Origin of the sequence: Mycobacterium sp. E2327, from assembly GCF_001672675.1 — a bacterium.
In the GTDB taxonomy this organism is placed as follows: Bacteria; Actinomycetota; Actinomycetes; order Mycobacteriales; family Mycobacteriaceae; genus Mycobacterium.
In genome coordinates this window covers 1-14,671 of the sequence record NZ_LZKE01000018.1, presented here as the reverse complement: position 1 = coordinate 14,671, position 14,671 = coordinate 1, and the positions used below count along the sequence as shown (strand labels likewise).

Genomic DNA, 14,671 nt, shown 5'->3' with positions numbered 1-14,671 from the left:
CGTTTTCTTTGCTCAGGGTGCTTATTGTGATTGGCCGACCGAAATCAATGGATCACATTTGCACTGTGAGGCAGGGGGCCTGGCTGTCGACGCCGGAGCGGCGATTGCCGGGGGTTCCACGCTCGGCCTTGGCGGTCCGGGCGCCGGCGGCGTCAGTTGCACATGGCGGTGCCCCGACAACAGCATGGCACCGGCACCAAATCCGCCTGGCGCGTGGAAGTGGTATATGGTTCCCGTTCCTAATGCGTGCAGAGATCACATGGAACCGGCCGGATTTGCGAGCGCACCCGTTCTGCCCGGTGAGGGCATGCCGGTTCCGGCACCACCTCCCGCGGCGGTGGGAGAACCGCCGGGCGGACCGGTATTGCCGCCGCAAACACCGCAGACAGACCTTCCCTAATCCCCGCCAAAACGGCCGTGCGTCATCCGGGTCGGGTGGCGGCGGCCAAAGCAGCTGGGCTGCTCCGGTTTTCGGGCTATGAGAACTTGGTGTCTTCCAAGAATGCCCGTGCCGTCGAGCAGCTGTTGGTCCCGCCGGCCCCAGGGGGTTCAACGTGTAGGCGGCTGCCGCATTCGCGACGTCGATCACACCCGTCCCGGCTGCGGAGGATGTGCCTCTGTGCCCGCCTCAGAGCGACAACCGGCCCGGCGGCCGCGAGAATTGTCGCTCGGAGGCGGGCAAATTGTGGGCCGGCCGCAAGAGAGACGGGTATCAGATCGCTATTGGCGCAGCGGGCCGCCGCAGCGAATTTGCCGGCTAGACCCGGGTGGTGGGGATAACGTCGAGGTCGTGGGCACGACGACTGAAACCAAGGGCCGCAAATGTGCCTGCGCTCGGACCGCCTGTCGACGCTCTAATGGGGTCGAAGCGAGGCCGAGGCCATGGACTTCGAGTTCGACAGTCTGTCCCGTTCGGCATCCGAATTGCAGTCAGGCGCGAAGCGGTTCGTGGACGGTGCGGGCCGACCCGGCTCCAGAACGTGATACTCCGCGGGCGCCCGAGACTTCGCCGTCGAGCATATGTTCGGCTCAGGCGGTCCGGCGGTCGATCTGCGCCCGGCGCTTCGACGCCCAGTCCTTCATCGGAAACCCGGGCTTGCTGTCACAGGCCGACAGCATCAGCGCCACCCGCGGTAACACCGCCAGCCCGTAGTCACACGTCCACTTCGGGTGGGTCATCGTCCAGACCAGGACGCCGTCGTCGGTGGTGCCGAAGAAACTGAGCCGCATCGGCGGATACACCCCGGTGGGCGACACCCCGACGGCGTCGCCGTGGCATTTGGCTATGGCGGCGAAGCCCTTTGACACCACGTCGTGGGCCTTCATGGCCTTGTCGTAGACGTCGACCGATTCGGCGTAAAGCGCCGGGCCGCCGAAACGGTAGGCGGACTCGGCGTGCTCCGCCGAGCCGGGAGGCAGCAGCGGCGAACCCTTGAACAGCAAGGCCGCCGCGCACTCCGGTGGCCGGGCGCTGGTGAAGTAGTTGTCGCCCACCGGGGTCGCCGTCGCCGAGCCGAACGGGGTGGAATCCCCGTCAGCCAACAGCAGCTCGCGCGCCGAGATGGACAGGTGGGCATTCGCGGGGACGCCGGGTTGGCCGGGGGCCCGCACCGCTCGGCCCGCCACCGAGGTTGCGCAACCGCCTACCATCACCGCGGCGATGACCAGCGCGGATGCCGCCCACAGATGACGCGCCACCCGGTGATGGTACAGCGCTTAGCCGAGGTCCGGCCGATATCGCGCGACCAGCGACCGCACCGTGTCCATGGCTTCCACGGCGCGCTCCTTGTCGACGGCCTGGATCGCCATCAAGGGAACGTACTCGTCGTCGGGCAGGTCGACGCGCGCCCACCGCCGGCCGGGCGGAAACGACACGCCGGCCACGTCGGCCCACGGAATCAGTTTGTATCCGAACAGGTTTCGCACCGACAGCCCCGCCGGACCCACCCGCAGCCGCGGGCGCGCGAACAACAGCACGCCCCCGGCGATCACCAGACCCAGGACGGCGACCGCCACCTGATCGGAGGTGTGGAAGATGACCCCACTGGACTTGATCTTCAGCAGCAGCCCCACCACGATGTGTGCCGCGGCGATTAGAAACGCGGCGATGTAAACGAATAAGGGCATGCGGTGGGGACGCAGCTCGACATCCCAGACCTCGCTGCTCGACGGCGAAGTCACGACCGAGCGCGCAGGTCACGCAGCGTCAGCGCAGTGGCAAGGGCCGCCCCGGTGGCCTGGGCACCCTTGTCCTCGGCCGATTCCGGAAGCCCGGCACGGTCCAGCGCCTGCTCCTCGGTGTCGGTGGTCAGCACCCCGTTGGCTACCGGCGTCGACGCGTCCAGCGATACCCGCGTCAGCCCTTGTGTCACCGCATCGCACACGTAGTCGAAATGCGGTGTCTGACCGCGGATTACGACGCCGAGGGCGACGACGGCGTCGTGGTTGCGCGCCAGTTCCTGTGCGATCACCGGGATCTCGATCGCCCCGATCACCCGGACCACCGTCGGGTCGTCGATGCCCGACTCGGACGCCACCTTGCGGGCACCGGCCAGCAGCGCGTCACAGATTTCCGCATGCCAGGTGCTCGCCACGATGGCCAGCCGCAGGCCCGAGGCGTCGAGCGGCGGCACGTCCGGAATGCCGGCAGCAGGACTCACAAAGCACCACCGAATTCGCCCGGCAGATGCACGGATTCGTGGAAGTCGTCCAGCCCGACCAGGTCGTGGCCCATCTTGTCGCGCTTCGTCATCAGGTAGCGGATGTTCTCGGCGTTGGCCCGCACCGGAAGCGGCACCCGCTCGATGATGTGCAGGCCGTACCCGTCCAACCCGACCCGCTTGGCAGGGTTGTTGGTCAGCAGCCGCATGGAGCGCACGCCGAGATCGACGAGGATCTGCGCGCCGATCCCGTAATCCCTTGCGTCGGCTGGCAATCCAAGCTTGAGGTTGGCGTCGACGGTGTCGTCACCCGCGTCCTGCAGCTGGTATGCCTGCAGCTTGTGCATCAGGCCGATGCCGCGGCCCTCGTGGCCGCGCATGTACAGCACCACGCCGCGCCCCTCGCGCGCGACCATGGCCATCGCGGCGTCCAGCTGGGGCCCGCAGTCGCAGCGGCGAGAACCGAACACGTCCCCGGTCAGGCATTCGGAGTGCACGCGGACCAACACGTCGTCGCCGTCGGCGTTGGGCCCGGCGATCTCGCCACGAACCAGCGCCACGTGCTCGACGTCCTCATAGATGCTGGAGTAGCCGATGGCGCGAAACTCCCCATGCCGGGTCGGTATCCGCGCCTCGGCGATGCGCTCGATGTGCTTCTCGTGTTTGCGCCGCCACTCGATCAAATCGGCGATGGTGATCAGCGCGAGGTCGTGCTCGTCGGCGAAGACCCGCAACTCGTCGGTCTGCGCCATCGAGCCCTCGTCCTTCTGGCTGACGATTTCGCAGATCGCGCCAGCGGGTTGCAGCCCCGCCATCCGGGCGAGATCGACGGCGGCCTCGGTGTGGCCCGGCCGGCGCAACACGCCACCGTCCTTGGCGCGCAACGGAACCACGTGGCCGGGACGGGTGAAATCGTCGGCAACGCTGGCCGGATCGGCCAACAGCCGCATCGTCGTGGCCCTGTCGGAGGCCGAGATCCCGGTTCCCACACCGTTTCTCGCATCGACGGTGACGGTGTAGGCGGTCCCGTGCTTGTCCTGGTTCACCGCGTACATCGGCAACAGCCCAAGCCGGTCGCAGATCGAGCCGTCCAGCGGTACGCACAGGTATCCCGAGGTGTAGCGGACCATGAAGGCCACCATCTCCGGCGTCGCCTTCTCGGCGGCGAAGATCAGGTCGCCCTCGTTCTCGCGCTCCTCGTCGTCGATGACGACAACGGCCTTACCGGCCGCAATGTCGGCAACCGCCCTCTCGACGGAGTCCAACCTCGTCATCTTGCTGCCTTGCTCTCGTAGTTGCATTCAGTATGAACCACCGCGCCACCGCCGTTATTGCCACGGGTTTTCTGGCGGAACCGGTCACGCGGCATAAGCCCGGCGTAAGCCCAAGCTATGAGCCACGTGTGAGGTGCGACATGGGACGGGGGAAGGCGTTTTGGGCTCCTTATTAAGGGAAATGCGAGGGGGCATGAACACAAACACGCAAACCAAGACATGGGTCCGCCTGTGCACCGGTGCGTTGGCGGCCGGCGGGATGGCCGCGGCCGCGCTCGGGCTGACTTCCGGCACCGCCCAGGCGGCGCCTCCCCCGGCGCCCGCATACCACCACCACTGGTGCCCGGGCCAGCAATGGGATCCGGGCTGGGGCCCCTACCAGAACTGGAACAACTGCCGTGACTGGGACGACAACTACGGCGGCCCGGCCGGCTACGGCGCACCTCCGCCGTGGGCGCGGCCCATGCCCCCGCCGCCGCCGTGGGCGCCTTGGGCCCAGGTCGTCTGGAATGCCCAGTTCAATGACTGGGGCTACTGGGACGGCCCGAACTGGCGCGGGCTGTAACCAGGAGCACCCGACCTGATCCGAGAGCAGGCCGCTGCAGCGACATCACCCCGCCGCTGCTAGCGGCCTGCTTTCATCAGCCGTTCTACATACTTGGCGATGACGTCGACCTCGAGGTTCACCTGGGTTCCGACGGGTGCACCGCCGAGCGTGGTCAGTTCACGTGTCGTCGGGATCAGCGAGACCTCGAACCAGTCCCGCGGCTCCGAGCCCAGTCCGGACACCGTCAGGGAAATCCCGTCGACCGTGATCGACCCCTTCTCGACGACGTAACGGGCCACCGCCGCCGGCACCTCGATCCGCACGACCTCCCAGTTCTCCGAGGGCGTGCGGGCGACGATCCGGCCGGTGCCGTCGACGTGCCCCTGCACGATGTGTCCGCCGAGCCGGCTGTTGACGGCCGCGGCACGCTCGAGATTGACCCGGCTGCCCACCTGCAACTCGCCCAGGTTGGACCGGTTCAGGGTCTCGCCCATCACGTCGGCGGTGAATCGGCCGTCCGGCAGCAGCTCGGCGACCGTGAGGCACACGCCGTTGACGGCGATCGAATCGCCATGCCCGGCGTCGCCGGTCACCATCGGCCCGCGGATGGTCAGCCGCGCGGCGTCATCGAGGACGTCGCGGCCGGTCACCTCCCCGAGCTCCTCGACAATTCCGGTGAACATTGCACCAGGTTAACGGGCCGATGGGCGGCCGAGCGGGCCCCACGTTTCCCGAGCCGGTCACGGGCACCCTCTACGATGCAGGGTATGCCGACTCGCCACCGTCTATTGGCCGTCCTCGCTTCCCTGACTCTCGCCACCGCTCTGGTAGCCGGTTGCTCCTCGGGCTCGAAGGTGAGCGGCGGGCCGCTCCCCGACGGCACGACCCTGGTCAAGCAATCCGCCGCAACGACCAAGAACGTTAAGAGCGCCCACCTCGTGATCAAGGTGAACGGAAAGATTCCGGGGTTGCCCATCAAGGTGCTGACGGGTGACCTCACCAACGCGCCGGCCACGGCCGCGTCCGGAAACGCCACGCTCACCGTCGGGGGGTCTGACATTCAAGCCGACTTCGTCGTCGTCGACGGCGACCTGTACGCGACGCTCACACCGAACAAGTGGAGCGATTTCGGGAAGGCGTCCGACATCTACGACGTCTCGGTGATCCTGAACCCGGACACCGGGCTGGCCAACGCGCTGAACAACTTCACCGACGCCAAGGCCGAGGGGCGCGACAACATCAACGGGCAGGACGCCGTCAAGATCAGCGGGAAGTTCTCCGCGGACGCGGTGAACAAGCTCGTTCCGCAGTTCACCGCGTCGGGGCAGGTGCCGGGCACGGTGTGGATCCAGGAGAACGGCGACCACCAGCTGGTTCAGGCCAGCCTGGAAAAGAGCTCGGGCAATTCGCTGCAGATGAACATGTCCAACTGGGGCGCGCCGGTCAACGTCACCAAGCCCCCGGTGATCTCATGAGCGTTCAGGGCGGACGCCGCGTCGCGATCAGCGCGGGCAGCCTTGCGGTGCTGCTCGGGGCCCTCGACACCTACGTCGTGGTCACCATCATGCGCGACATCATGTCCGACGTCGGGATCCCGGTGAACCAGCTGCAGCGGATCACCTGGATCGTGACGATGTATCTGCTGGGCTACATCGCGGCCATGCCGCTTTTGGGCCGGGCGTCGGACCGGTTCGGCCGCAAGCTGCTGCTGCAGGCGGCCCTGGGCCTGTTCATCGTGGGGTCGGTGGTGACCGCGTTGGCCGGTCAGTTCGGTGACTTCCACATGCTGATCGCCGGCCGGACGATCCAGGGCGTGGCGAGCGGCGCGCTGTTGCCGGTCACCCTGGCGCTGGGCGCCGACCTCTGGTCGCAACGCAACCGCGCCGGCGTGCTGGGCGGCATCGGCGCCGCGCAGGAGCTCGGCAGCGTGCTGGGCCCGCTGTACGGCATCTTCATCGTCTGGTTGTTTCACGACTGGCGATACGTGTTCTGGATCAACGTCCCGCTGACGCTGATCGCGATGGTGATGATCCAGTTCAGCCTGCCCTCGCGCGATCGCACGGAGGCGCCGGAACGGATCGACCTGGTCGGTGGCCTGCTGTTGGCCGTCGCGCTGGGGCTCGCGGTGATCGGCCTGTACAACCCCAACCCTGACGGCAAGCAGGTGCTGCCAAGCTACGGGTTTCCGTTGGTGATCGGCGCGATCGTCGCCGCGGTGGCGTTCGTGGTGTGGGAGCGGTTCTCCCGCACCCGATTGATCGACCCGGCCGGGGTGCACTTCCGCCCCTTCCTCGCCGCGCTGGGCGCCTCGCTGACCGCGGGCGCGGCGCTGATGGTGACGCTGGTCGACGTGGAGCTGTTCGGGCAGGGCGTGCTGCAGATGAATCAGAACCAGGCGGCCGGGCTGCTGCTGTGGTTCCTGATCGCCCTGCCGATCGGCGCGGTGCTCGGCGGCTGGATCGCCACCCGCATCGGCGACCGGATCATGATCTTCGTCGGTCTGCTCATCGCCGCCTACGGGTACTGGCTGATTCACTACTGGCGCGAAGACATATTGGGGCACAAGGTCAACGTCTTCGGGTTGTTCACCGTGCCGACGATCCACGCCGACCTGTTGGTGGCCGGCCTCGGACTGGGCCTGGTGATCGGGCCGCTTTCGTCGGCGGCCCTGCGGGTGGTCCCGGCCGCGCAACACGGCATCGCCTCCGCGGCGGTGGTGGTGGCGCGCATGACGGGCATGCTGATCGGTGTCGCCGCGCTGACGGCCTGGGGTTTCTACCGGTTCAACCAGATCGTCGCCGGCCTGACGGCGGCGATCCCGCCGGACGCCACCCTGCTGGAGCGCGTGCTGGCCCAGGGCACCATGTACATCAAGGCCTTCGCGGCGATGTACGGCGACATTTTCCTGGTCACCGTGGGCATCTGTGTGGTGGGCGCGCTGCTGGGCCTGTTGGTCAGCGGGCGCCAGGAGCACGCCGAGGAGCCGGAAGTCGCCGAGGAGCCGGCGGAAATCAACCCGGCGCCCGCCCCCTAAGGGGCGTTAGCCGCCCTGCGGCACCAGGCTGAGCACCAGGTCGGGGCCGGCGCGGTCGATCCCGTCGAACTGCCAGCGCAGCGCCCGCGCGATGGTGGGCACCCCCACGTCGTCGACGGCGGTAATCGGGCCGCCAACCAGCGTCGGCGCCACGTAGGCCAGGATCCGGTTGACCGCCCCCGCGCGCAGGAACGCGCCGGCGAGGGTGGGGCCGCCTTCGAGCAGGACGTCGGTGCGGTCCGACAGCGCCTTGATGACCTCCATGGGGTCGTGGGTGCGAATCACCATGGTGCGCGAATCGTCGTTGAGAACCTTTGCCTCCGGCGGTATTTCGCGCATGCCCACCACCACTCGCAGCGGTTGGCGGGCGGCCAGCGAGCCGTCGGCCAGCCGGGCGGTCAGCGCCGGGTCGTCGGCCAGCACCGTGCCGGTGCCGACCACGATCGCGTCGGCGATTGCACGCCTGCGATGCAGGTCCAACCGGGACGCCTCGCTCGAGATCCACTGGCTGGTGCCGTCGGCGGCGGCGCTGCGACCGTCGACGCTGCTGGCGTACTTCCACGTGACGTGCGGCAGCCCGGTGCGCACCTTGTGCAGCCATTCGCGCAGCGGCCCGGCGGCCACCTGATCCGCCAAGATCCCCGACCGCACCTGCACGCCCGCGGCCTGCAGCCGCCCCGCGCCCCCGCCGGCGATCGCGTTCGGGTCGCCGACGGCGTAGATGACCGTGCCGACCCTGGCCTCGATCAGGGCGTTGACGCACGGCGGCGTCTTGCCGTAGTGATTGCACGGCTCGAGGGTGACGAACGCGATGCCGCCCGCGGCCAGACCGCCCGCCCGCCGCAACGCCAACACCTCGGCGTGGTCGCCGCCCGCGGGCTCGGTGGCGCCGACGCCGACGACGTGCCCTTCGGGGTCGACGATCACGCACCCGACCGGCGGATTCGGATAGGTGGTGCCCTTGACCTGGTAGGAGTGTTCGATCGCCAGGCGCATGGCCGCATCGAGGCTGTCGACCGACTGGGGCTGGTTCATGCGCGCAGGTGCGGGGATGCGGCCGCGGCCTGTCGCCGCAACGCCTCGACCGCGGCCTCCGGGTCTTCCGCCCCGTAGACCGCCGACCCGGCGACAAAGCAGTCGACGCCGGCTTCGGCGGCCTGCTCGATGGTGTCCTCGTTGATGCCGCCGTCGATCTCGACCAGGATGGTCAACTCCCCCGCCTCGATCAGCTTGCGCACGGCGCGGACCTTCCCGAGCACCTCCGGGATGAAGCTCTGGCCGCCGAAACCGGGCTCGACCGACATGATCAGCAGGGTGTCGAAGTGCGGCAGGATTTCGAAGTAGGGCTCCAGCGGCGTGCCCGGTTTCACGCTGATCCCGGCCTTGGCGCCGGCGGCGCGGATGTCGCGGGCCACCCCGACCGGATTGTCGGTGGCCTCGGCGTGGAACGTGACGTTGTAGGCGCCCGCCTCGGCGTAGGGCGGCGCCCAGCGATCCGGATCCTCGATCATCAGGTGGCAATCCATCGGGATGGTGGTGGTCGCGAGCATGGCCTCCACCACGGGCAGGCCGATGGTCAGGTTGGGCACGAAGTGGTTGTCCATCACGTCGACGTGCAACCAGTCGGCACCGCGCACGGCGGCCGCTTCGTCGGCGAGTCGGGCGAAATCGGCGGCGAGGATCGACGGGGCGATCAGCGGTCCCGCGCTACTGCGAGGCATGAGCGCCACATTACTGAGCCAGGGGCCCAACCTCACTTCAGGCGCGGCGCAGCGCGGCGGCAAACATCGCGTCGGTGCCGTGCCGGTGCGGCCACAGCTGCACCGACTTTGTCTCACCGAGCCCGGTGACGGGGGCGAACAGCGGCCGGGTGTCCAGCTCGGACAGCGGATGACGGCGCAGCGCGTCGCCAACCACCCCAACGGTTTCGGCGAGGTGCGGCGAACAGGTCGCGTACAGCACCACGCCGCCGGGCCGGGTCAGCGCGATCGCCGCGGCCAGCAGCTCGCGTTGCAGCTTGGCCAGCGCCGGCACGTCGGCGGGCCCGCGGCGCCACCGGGCCTCCGGGCGGCGGCGCAACGCGCCCAGCCCGGTGCACGGCGCGTCGACGAGCACCCGGTCGAACCCGGGCTCGAGGCCGCTCTCCCGCCCGTCCACCCGCAGCACGTCGACCGGCAGCCCGCGGGTGTTCTCCTCGACCATCTCGGCGCGGCGCGGCGACGGCTCCACCGCCGTGACACGCGCCCCGGATTCCGCGCCCAGCGCGGCCAACAGCGCGGTCTTGCCGCCCGGACCGGCGCACAGGTCCAGCCACCGCCCGGTGTCGCCGTCGACCGGCGCCAGCGTCAGCGCGCGGGCCACCAGCTGGCTGCCCTCGTCCTGGACCAGCGCGGTGCCGTCGCGCACGGGCGCCAACCGCCCGGGATCCCCGCCCGGCAGGTACACCGCGTACGGCGAATACCGGCCGACGGAGCCACCGACGGCCTCGGCAAGCTCGGCGGCGGTCAGCACCCCGGGCCGGGCCGCCAGGTGCACCTGAGGCCGCGCGTCGTCGCTTTCCAGCACCGCGTCGAGCTCGGTGGCAGCCGCGCCCAGCGCGTCGGCGAAGGCCTGGGCGACCCAGCGCGGGTGCGCATGCACGAACGCGGCGTGCCCGACCGGGTCCCGCGACGGATCGGGAGCAAGCTCGTCGACCCAGGACTTCTCGTCCCGCCTCGCGATCGTGCGCAGCACGCCGTTGACGAAACCCGCTCGGCCCGAATCGAATTCGATCCCGGCCTGCTCGACCGTGGTGGACACTGCGGCGTGTGCGTCGACCCGGGTACGCAGCAGCTGGTAGGCGCCGAGCCGGAGCAGGTCGAGCAGCACCGGGTCGATGGCTTCCGGCGGTCGCCCCGCGGCCGCGCCGATGATCGCGTCGAGCAGGCCGCGGGCGCGGCAGGTGCCGTAGGTGAGCTCGGTGGCGAAAGCGGCGTCGCGGCCGGTGATTCCGCGTTGGCGCAGCACCGCGGGCAGGGCCAGGTTGGCGTACGCGTCGCGCTCGCTGACGGCCCGCAGCACCTCGAACGCGGCGGCGCGCGCCGGGTCCAGCGGCCGTCGCCTCCTGGGGCGCCCCCGGTTGTTCACGACGCCCGGGCTGCGGGGTCGAGGCGGGCGCCGCGCGCCCAGTCGACGGCGTTCATGAACTTCTTGCCCGGCGGTTGAATCTCGCCCAGCCGCAACGGTTCCGAGCCGGTGCCGATCCACACGTTCTTGCGGTCCGCGTGAATGACGCCGGGCGGCAGTAGTTTTGGGGCCGTTGGGCCCGAGTCGATCTGCACGGGCCCGATCTTGATGCGCAGGTCGCCGACCAGCGTCCAGGCGCCCGGGTTCGGCGTGACGGCGCGGATCCGGCGCTCCACCACGGGCGCGGGCAGCTCCCAGCGCACCCGGGCGGCTTCCACCGTGATCTTCGGCGCCATGCTGACCCCGTCGGCCGGTTGCGGCCGCGGCGTCAGCGTCCCGTCGGCGATGCCGTCCAGCGTGGCCGACAACAGCGCGGCCCCCGAAAGGGCAAGGCGCCCAAGCAGATCGCCCGCGGTGTCGGTGGGGCGGATGGTCTCGGTGACGACGCCGTACACCGGTCCCGAATCCAGGCTCGGCTCGATCCGGAAGGTGGTCGCCCCGGTGATGGGGTCGCCCGCGGCGATCGCGGCCTGCACCGGCGCCGCGCCGCGCCAGGCGGGCAGCAGCGAGAAGTGCAGGTTGATCCAGCCGTGCGGCGGCACCGCGAGCAGGCCGTCGCGCAGCAGTGCGCCGTAGGCCACCACCGGGCAGCAGTCCGGCGCCAGCTCCGACAGCTCGGCGACGAACTCCGGTGAGTTCGGCTGCGCCGGGCGCAGCAGCGGGATGCCGCGCTCGAGCGCCTCGCGGGCCACCGGTGACGGCTCCGGCTTGCCGCGCCGCCCGGACGCGGCGTCGGGCCGGGTCAGCACCGCGACCACGTCGTGCCGGGGCGAGTCGATGAGGGTGCGCAGCGCGGGCAGCGCGGGTTCGGGGGTGCCGGCGAAGACGAGGCGCACCGCACAAGTGTAGGAAGCACCGGATCTCCGCAGGATATGGCCAGGTTTCACACAGTTGCCTCAGTATATTGTTTCTTATGACTACTATTCAGGAGGTTCGATGACACTCGACACCGTGGACGCCAACACCCCAGACGGCCTTGCGGCAACACATCGCGCCATGTGGGCGCTCGGGGACTACGCCCTGATGGCCGAGGAGGTGATGGCGCCGCTGGGCCCGGTCCTGGTCGCCGCGGCGGGTATCGGGCCGGGCACCCGGGTGCTCGACGTGGCCGCCGGCTCGGGCAACATCTCGCTGCCCGCCGCCGCGACGGGCGCGGACGTCGTTTCCACCGACCTCACGCCCGAGTTGCTGCGGCGGTCCCAGGCGCGGGCGGCGGCGCTGGGCCTGACCCTCGACTACCGCGAGGCCAATGCGCACGCACTGCCGTTCGGCGACGGCGAGTTCGACACGGTGATCTCGGCGATCGGCGTGCAGTTCGCGCCCGACCACCGGCGCGCCGCCGAGGAGCTGGTGCGGGTTTGCCGGCCGGGCGGGACGATCGGCGTGATCAGCTGGACCCCGGAGGGCTTCTTCGGCCGGATGCTGGCCACCATCAGGCCATACCGGCCGAGCCTGTCGCCCGCCGTGTTCCCCGCCGCGCTGTGGGGCCGCGAGGGCTACGTCGCCGGGCTGCTGGGTGACCGGGTCGGCCGCGTCACGACGCATCGGCGCGACCTGACGGTCACCCGGTTCGACAGCCCCGAGGACGTACACGAGTACTTCAAGCACCACTACGGCCCGACGATCGAGGCGTACGCCAACATCGGCCACAACCCGGTGCTGGCTGCCGAACTCGACGCCCAACTGGTCGAACTCGCGCGCCGCTACCTGCGTGACGGCGGCATGCGCTGGGAGTACCTGCTGGTCACCGCCGAGCGGCGGTGAACCTGCTACAGGTCTGCTAGAGGTCTAGGTCGGCGTCCAGGTGGACGTCGGGCTCGCCGCCGGCCGCGGTGAACGCGGTCAGGGCCCGCACCAGCCCGTGACGCTCCGGCGGCGGCATCTTCTCCACGATGGTCGCGATCTCGGCGCGCCGGTACGCGGTGACCCGGCGCACGACCTCGCGGCCGCGCTTGGTCAACGCGGCGAGCAACTCGCGACGGGAGGTGGGATGCGGCAGGCGGTCGATCAGCCCGGCGGCGACCAGTCGATCGACCATCCGGCCGGTGGCCGACGGCTGCACACCCAGCAGGCTGGCCAGCGTGGCCAGGTTGACCGGCCCCCGATTGGACAGGATCACCAGCGTCCGGAACTGCGGAATGGTGATGGTCTCGTCGACCTGGCTGATTGAGCGCGCCGAGATGGCCACCAGCAAACGGGAGGCGGTCAGCAGCGCGTCGGTGATCACGTCCAAAGACTCGTCCGCTGCCGTCGAGTTGTCCGCCACCATCGCGCCCCTCCTCCGGACATGCTCCCGGTCCACCAGCAAAGCGTTGGAAGTGTAACAGCCTTCCAATGTCGAGCTCAGAGATTGTTTCCCACGAATACTATCGCCACAACGCAGATTCGGCGCTATCCGATGTGCAGCGGATCGATCTGCACCCGCGCCGGCTCGTGGTCCTGTCGCGCGCTGAGCACGCCGACCGCGCTGCGCAGGGCGGCCGCGAGCGCCAGGCCCTGCGCCCGCTGGACGCGCACCAGCATGCGGGTCACCGGCGCGCCGGCGGGGGTGCCGGCAGGGCGGCGCACGCCCGGCGGCAGGTCCACCGGGCCCAGCAGGTCGGCGCGGAAATCCTCCCGTCCGGGCAGCCGGGCCTGTTCGAGCAGGGCCGCGACGGCGCCCGCCGTTCCGTCGACGGCGGCGATGTGCACGCTGGGCGGCAGCCCCACCTCGGCGCGCGCCGTCAGGTCGGCCTCCGCGTGCCCCACCGGATCCCAGCGGATCAGCGATTGCACTGTGGGAATTGAGGATTCGGCGACCACCGTCACCACGCCGCCGTCGCCGCGGGCGCGCACCAGCGCGGCCGCGCTCATCCAGCGCCACAGGGCGTCCTCGGCGGCGCGCAGGTCCTGCCGGCCCAACAGCGCCCAGGTGTCCAGCAGCAGCGCCGCCCCGTAGCCGCCCACCGCCCGGGGCTCGGCGCCGGGGGTGGCGACCACCAGGGCCGGGCGGGCGGCGACCTCCGGCACGACGGCGTCGCCCGCCGACGTGACGACCGGCGTGCCGGCGAAGGCGCGCCCGAGTTCCTCGGCGGTGCGGCGGGCCCCGACGACGACGGCGCGCACCGCGTCCGATCCGCACCGTGCGCACCGCAGCGCCGGTTCGGCGCGGCCGCACCACCGGCATACGGCGCCCGGCCCCCTCTCCTGCAGCGCCAGCGGTCCGGTGCACTGCCGGCACCGGGCGATCGCGCGGCAGCGCCCGCAGGCCAGCGACGGGATGTACCCGCGCCGGGGCACCTGCACCAGCACCGGCGCCCCGGCCTGAAGCGACGAGCGGGCGGCGCGCAGCGCGATGGACGGAATGCGCGCGGTGCGCGCCGCGGGGTCACGTTCGTCGGCGTAGCCCGTGTCGTCCAGGGCGATCACCCGCGGGGTGCGGGCCCGCACCACCGGGCGCGCGGCCACGACGTCGTGCGCCCATCCGCTGCGCACCAGCGCCTGGGCCTCGGCGGTCCGCGCGTAGCCGCCGATGAGCGCCGCGCAGCGGGCCTGATGCGCGCGCAGCATCGCCACCTCCCGGGCGTGCGGGTACGGCGCCCGCGGCTCGGCGAGGCTGTCGTCCGCATCCGCCCACACCATGACCAGGCCCAGGTCGCTGAGCGGCGCGAACACCGCGCTGCGGGTGCCGATCACCAGGCGCGCTTTGCCGCGCAGCGCCGCCAGCCACCGCCGGTAGCGCGCGGCCGGGCCCAGGCCCGCCGACAGCGCCACCACGCACTTCTTGTCGATCCGGGTCGTCGCCGCCGCCCAGAGCGTGTCCAGGTCGCGCTGGTCGGGCACGATCGCCAGCGCGGACCGTCCCGTCCGGATGGTCTGGGCGGCGGCCTCGGCGAAGCGGTCAGCCCAGGACTCGCCGGGCAGCGCCTGCCAGACGGCCCGCGCGGCACGG

General features: G+C 70.5%; 15 protein-coding genes. 4 read left to right on the top strand and 11 right to left on the bottom strand.

What is annotated here, in order from left to right; all coding sequences use genetic code 11:
* Window positions 1-1,029: 1,029 nt before the first annotated feature.
* From A5712_RS01910 to A5712_RS01895, 4 genes are all read right to left on the bottom strand, one after another.
* Window positions 1,030-1,650: a sensor domain-containing protein gene (locus tag A5712_RS01910; protein ID WP_068100734.1), complete on the bottom strand. Its 621-nt coding sequence runs from the start codon at window positions 1,648-1,650 to the stop codon at window positions 1,030-1,032.
* A gap of 66 nt (window positions 1,651-1,716) precedes the next feature.
* Entirely contained in the window at window positions 1,717-2,127 is a 411-nt protein-coding gene (locus A5712_RS01905; protein WP_068100732.1) for a PH domain-containing protein, read from the bottom strand.
* Window positions 2,128-2,177: 50 nt separating this feature from the next.
* The gene (ribH, locus tag A5712_RS01900) at window positions 2,178-2,660 is read right to left on the bottom strand and encodes a 6,7-dimethyl-8-ribityllumazine synthase (protein ID WP_068100612.1); all 483 of its coding nucleotides are present in this window, start codon (window positions 2,658-2,660) and stop codon (window positions 2,178-2,180) included.
* Entirely contained in the window at window positions 2,657-3,934 is a 1,278-nt protein-coding gene (locus tag A5712_RS01895) for a bifunctional 3,4-dihydroxy-2-butanone-4-phosphate synthase/GTP cyclohydrolase II (RefSeq protein WP_068100611.1), read from the bottom strand. The genes ribH and A5712_RS01895 overlap by 4 nt, the downstream gene beginning before the upstream one ends.
* Before the next feature lie 193 nt (window positions 3,935-4,127).
* Here A5712_RS01895 and A5712_RS01890 point away from each other — a divergent pair, with 193 nt between their 5' ends.
* Window positions 4,128-4,499 (top strand): hypothetical protein, encoded by a 372-nt coding sequence (locus A5712_RS01890; protein WP_068100607.1) that lies wholly within the window; start codon window positions 4,128-4,130, stop codon window positions 4,497-4,499.
* A gap of 59 nt (window positions 4,500-4,558) precedes the next feature.
* Here the strand turns inward: A5712_RS01890 and A5712_RS01885 are convergent, their stop codons facing one another.
* A complete protein-coding gene (locus A5712_RS01885; RefSeq protein WP_068100605.1) occupies window positions 4,559-5,164 on the bottom strand; it encodes a riboflavin synthase in 606 nt (201 codons plus the stop codon).
* A gap of 84 nt (window positions 5,165-5,248) precedes the next feature.
* On the opposite strand from A5712_RS01885, the gene A5712_RS01880 reads away from it, so the two are divergent.
* Together A5712_RS01880 and A5712_RS01875 are read left to right on the top strand one after the other, a co-directional pair.
* Entirely contained in the window at window positions 5,249-5,956 is a 708-nt protein-coding gene (locus tag A5712_RS01880) for an LppX_LprAFG lipoprotein (RefSeq protein WP_068100604.1), read from the top strand.
* The gene (locus tag A5712_RS01875; protein ID WP_068100602.1) at window positions 5,953-7,515 is read left to right on the top strand and encodes an MFS transporter; all 1,563 of its coding nucleotides are present in this window, start codon (window positions 5,953-5,955) and stop codon (window positions 7,513-7,515) included. Before A5712_RS01880 ends, A5712_RS01875 begins: the two co-directional genes overlap by 4 nt.
* Before the next feature lie 6 nt (window positions 7,516-7,521).
* On the opposite strand, the gene ribD is transcribed toward A5712_RS01875, so the two are convergent.
* Genes ribD through fmt form a run of 4 tightly spaced genes read right to left on the bottom strand, consistent with a single transcriptional unit; the run spans window position 7,522 to window position 11,576 of the window.
* A complete protein-coding gene (gene ribD, locus A5712_RS01870) occupies window positions 7,522-8,550 on the bottom strand; it encodes a bifunctional diaminohydroxyphosphoribosylaminopyrimidine deaminase/5-amino-6-(5-phosphoribosylamino)uracil reductase RibD (protein ID WP_068100599.1) in 1,029 nt (342 codons plus the stop codon).
* Window positions 8,547-9,245: a ribulose-phosphate 3-epimerase gene (gene rpe / locus A5712_RS01865; protein WP_142282244.1), complete on the bottom strand. Its 699-nt coding sequence runs from the start codon at window positions 9,243-9,245 to the stop codon at window positions 8,547-8,549. Before rpe ends, ribD begins: the two co-directional genes overlap by 4 nt.
* Before the next feature lie 28 nt (window positions 9,246-9,273).
* Window positions 9,274-10,641 carry an RsmB/NOP family class I SAM-dependent RNA methyltransferase gene (locus A5712_RS01860; RefSeq protein ID WP_197519274.1) on the bottom strand — a complete coding sequence of 456 codons (1,368 nt, stop codon included), beginning with the start codon at window positions 10,639-10,641 and terminating at the stop codon, window positions 9,274-9,276.
* On the bottom strand, window positions 10,638-11,576 hold the full coding sequence (gene fmt / locus A5712_RS01855) for a methionyl-tRNA formyltransferase (protein ID WP_068100595.1): 939 nt from the start codon (window positions 11,574-11,576) through the stop codon (window positions 10,638-10,640). Before fmt ends, A5712_RS01860 begins: the two co-directional genes overlap by 4 nt.
* Before the next feature lie 100 nt (window positions 11,577-11,676).
* On the opposite strand from fmt, the gene A5712_RS01850 reads away from it, so the two are divergent.
* Complete coding sequence (locus A5712_RS01850; RefSeq protein ID WP_068100594.1) at window positions 11,677-12,504, top strand: class I SAM-dependent methyltransferase; 828 nt, start codon at window positions 11,677-11,679, stop codon at window positions 12,502-12,504.
* Window positions 12,505-12,520: 16 nt separating this feature from the next.
* On the opposite strand, the gene A5712_RS01845 is transcribed toward A5712_RS01850, so the two are convergent.
* Window positions 12,521-13,009, bottom strand: a complete 489-nt coding sequence (locus tag A5712_RS01845; protein ID WP_068100593.1) for a MarR family winged helix-turn-helix transcriptional regulator — start codon at window positions 13,007-13,009, stop codon at window positions 12,521-12,523.
* A gap of 122 nt (window positions 13,010-13,131) precedes the next feature.
* Window positions 13,132-14,671, bottom strand: a 1,540-nt coding sequence (locus tag A5712_RS01840) for a primosomal protein N' (protein WP_068100592.1), incomplete at its 5' end; no start/stop codon positions are given.

Bases quoted from the DNA above. Each gene is read 5' to 3' on its own strand.
- A5712_RS01910 (WP_068100734.1), bottom strand. From the start codon at position 1,650: ATGGTAGGCGGTTGCGCAACCTCGGTGGCGGGCCGAGCGGTGCGGGCC.
- A5712_RS01905 (WP_068100732.1), bottom strand. From the start codon at position 2,127: ATGCCCTTATTCGTTTACATCGCCGCGTTTCTAATCGCCGCGGCACAC.
- A5712_RS01895 (WP_068100611.1), bottom strand. From the start codon at position 3,934: ATGACGAGGTTGGACTCCGTCGAGAGGGCGGTTGCCGACATTGCGGCC.
- A5712_RS01890 (WP_068100607.1), top strand. From the start codon at position 4,128: ATGAACACAAACACGCAAACCAAGACATGGGTCCGCCTGTGCACCGGT.
- A5712_RS01885 (WP_068100605.1), bottom strand. From the start codon at position 5,164: ATGTTCACCGGAATTGTCGAGGAGCTCGGGGAGGTGACCGGCCGCGAC.
- A5712_RS01880 (WP_068100604.1), top strand. From the start codon at position 5,249: ATGCCGACTCGCCACCGTCTATTGGCCGTCCTCGCTTCCCTGACTCTC.
- A5712_RS01875 (WP_068100602.1), top strand. From the start codon at position 5,953: ATGAGCGTTCAGGGCGGACGCCGCGTCGCGATCAGCGCGGGCAGCCTT.
- ribD (WP_068100599.1), bottom strand. From the start codon at position 8,550: ATGAACCAGCCCCAGTCGGTCGACAGCCTCGATGCGGCCATGCGCCTG.
- A5712_RS01850 (WP_068100594.1), top strand. From the start codon at position 11,677: ATGACACTCGACACCGTGGACGCCAACACCCCAGACGGCCTTGCGGCA.
- A5712_RS01845 (WP_068100593.1), bottom strand. From the start codon at position 13,009: ATGGTGGCGGACAACTCGACGGCAGCGGACGAGTCTTTGGACGTGATC.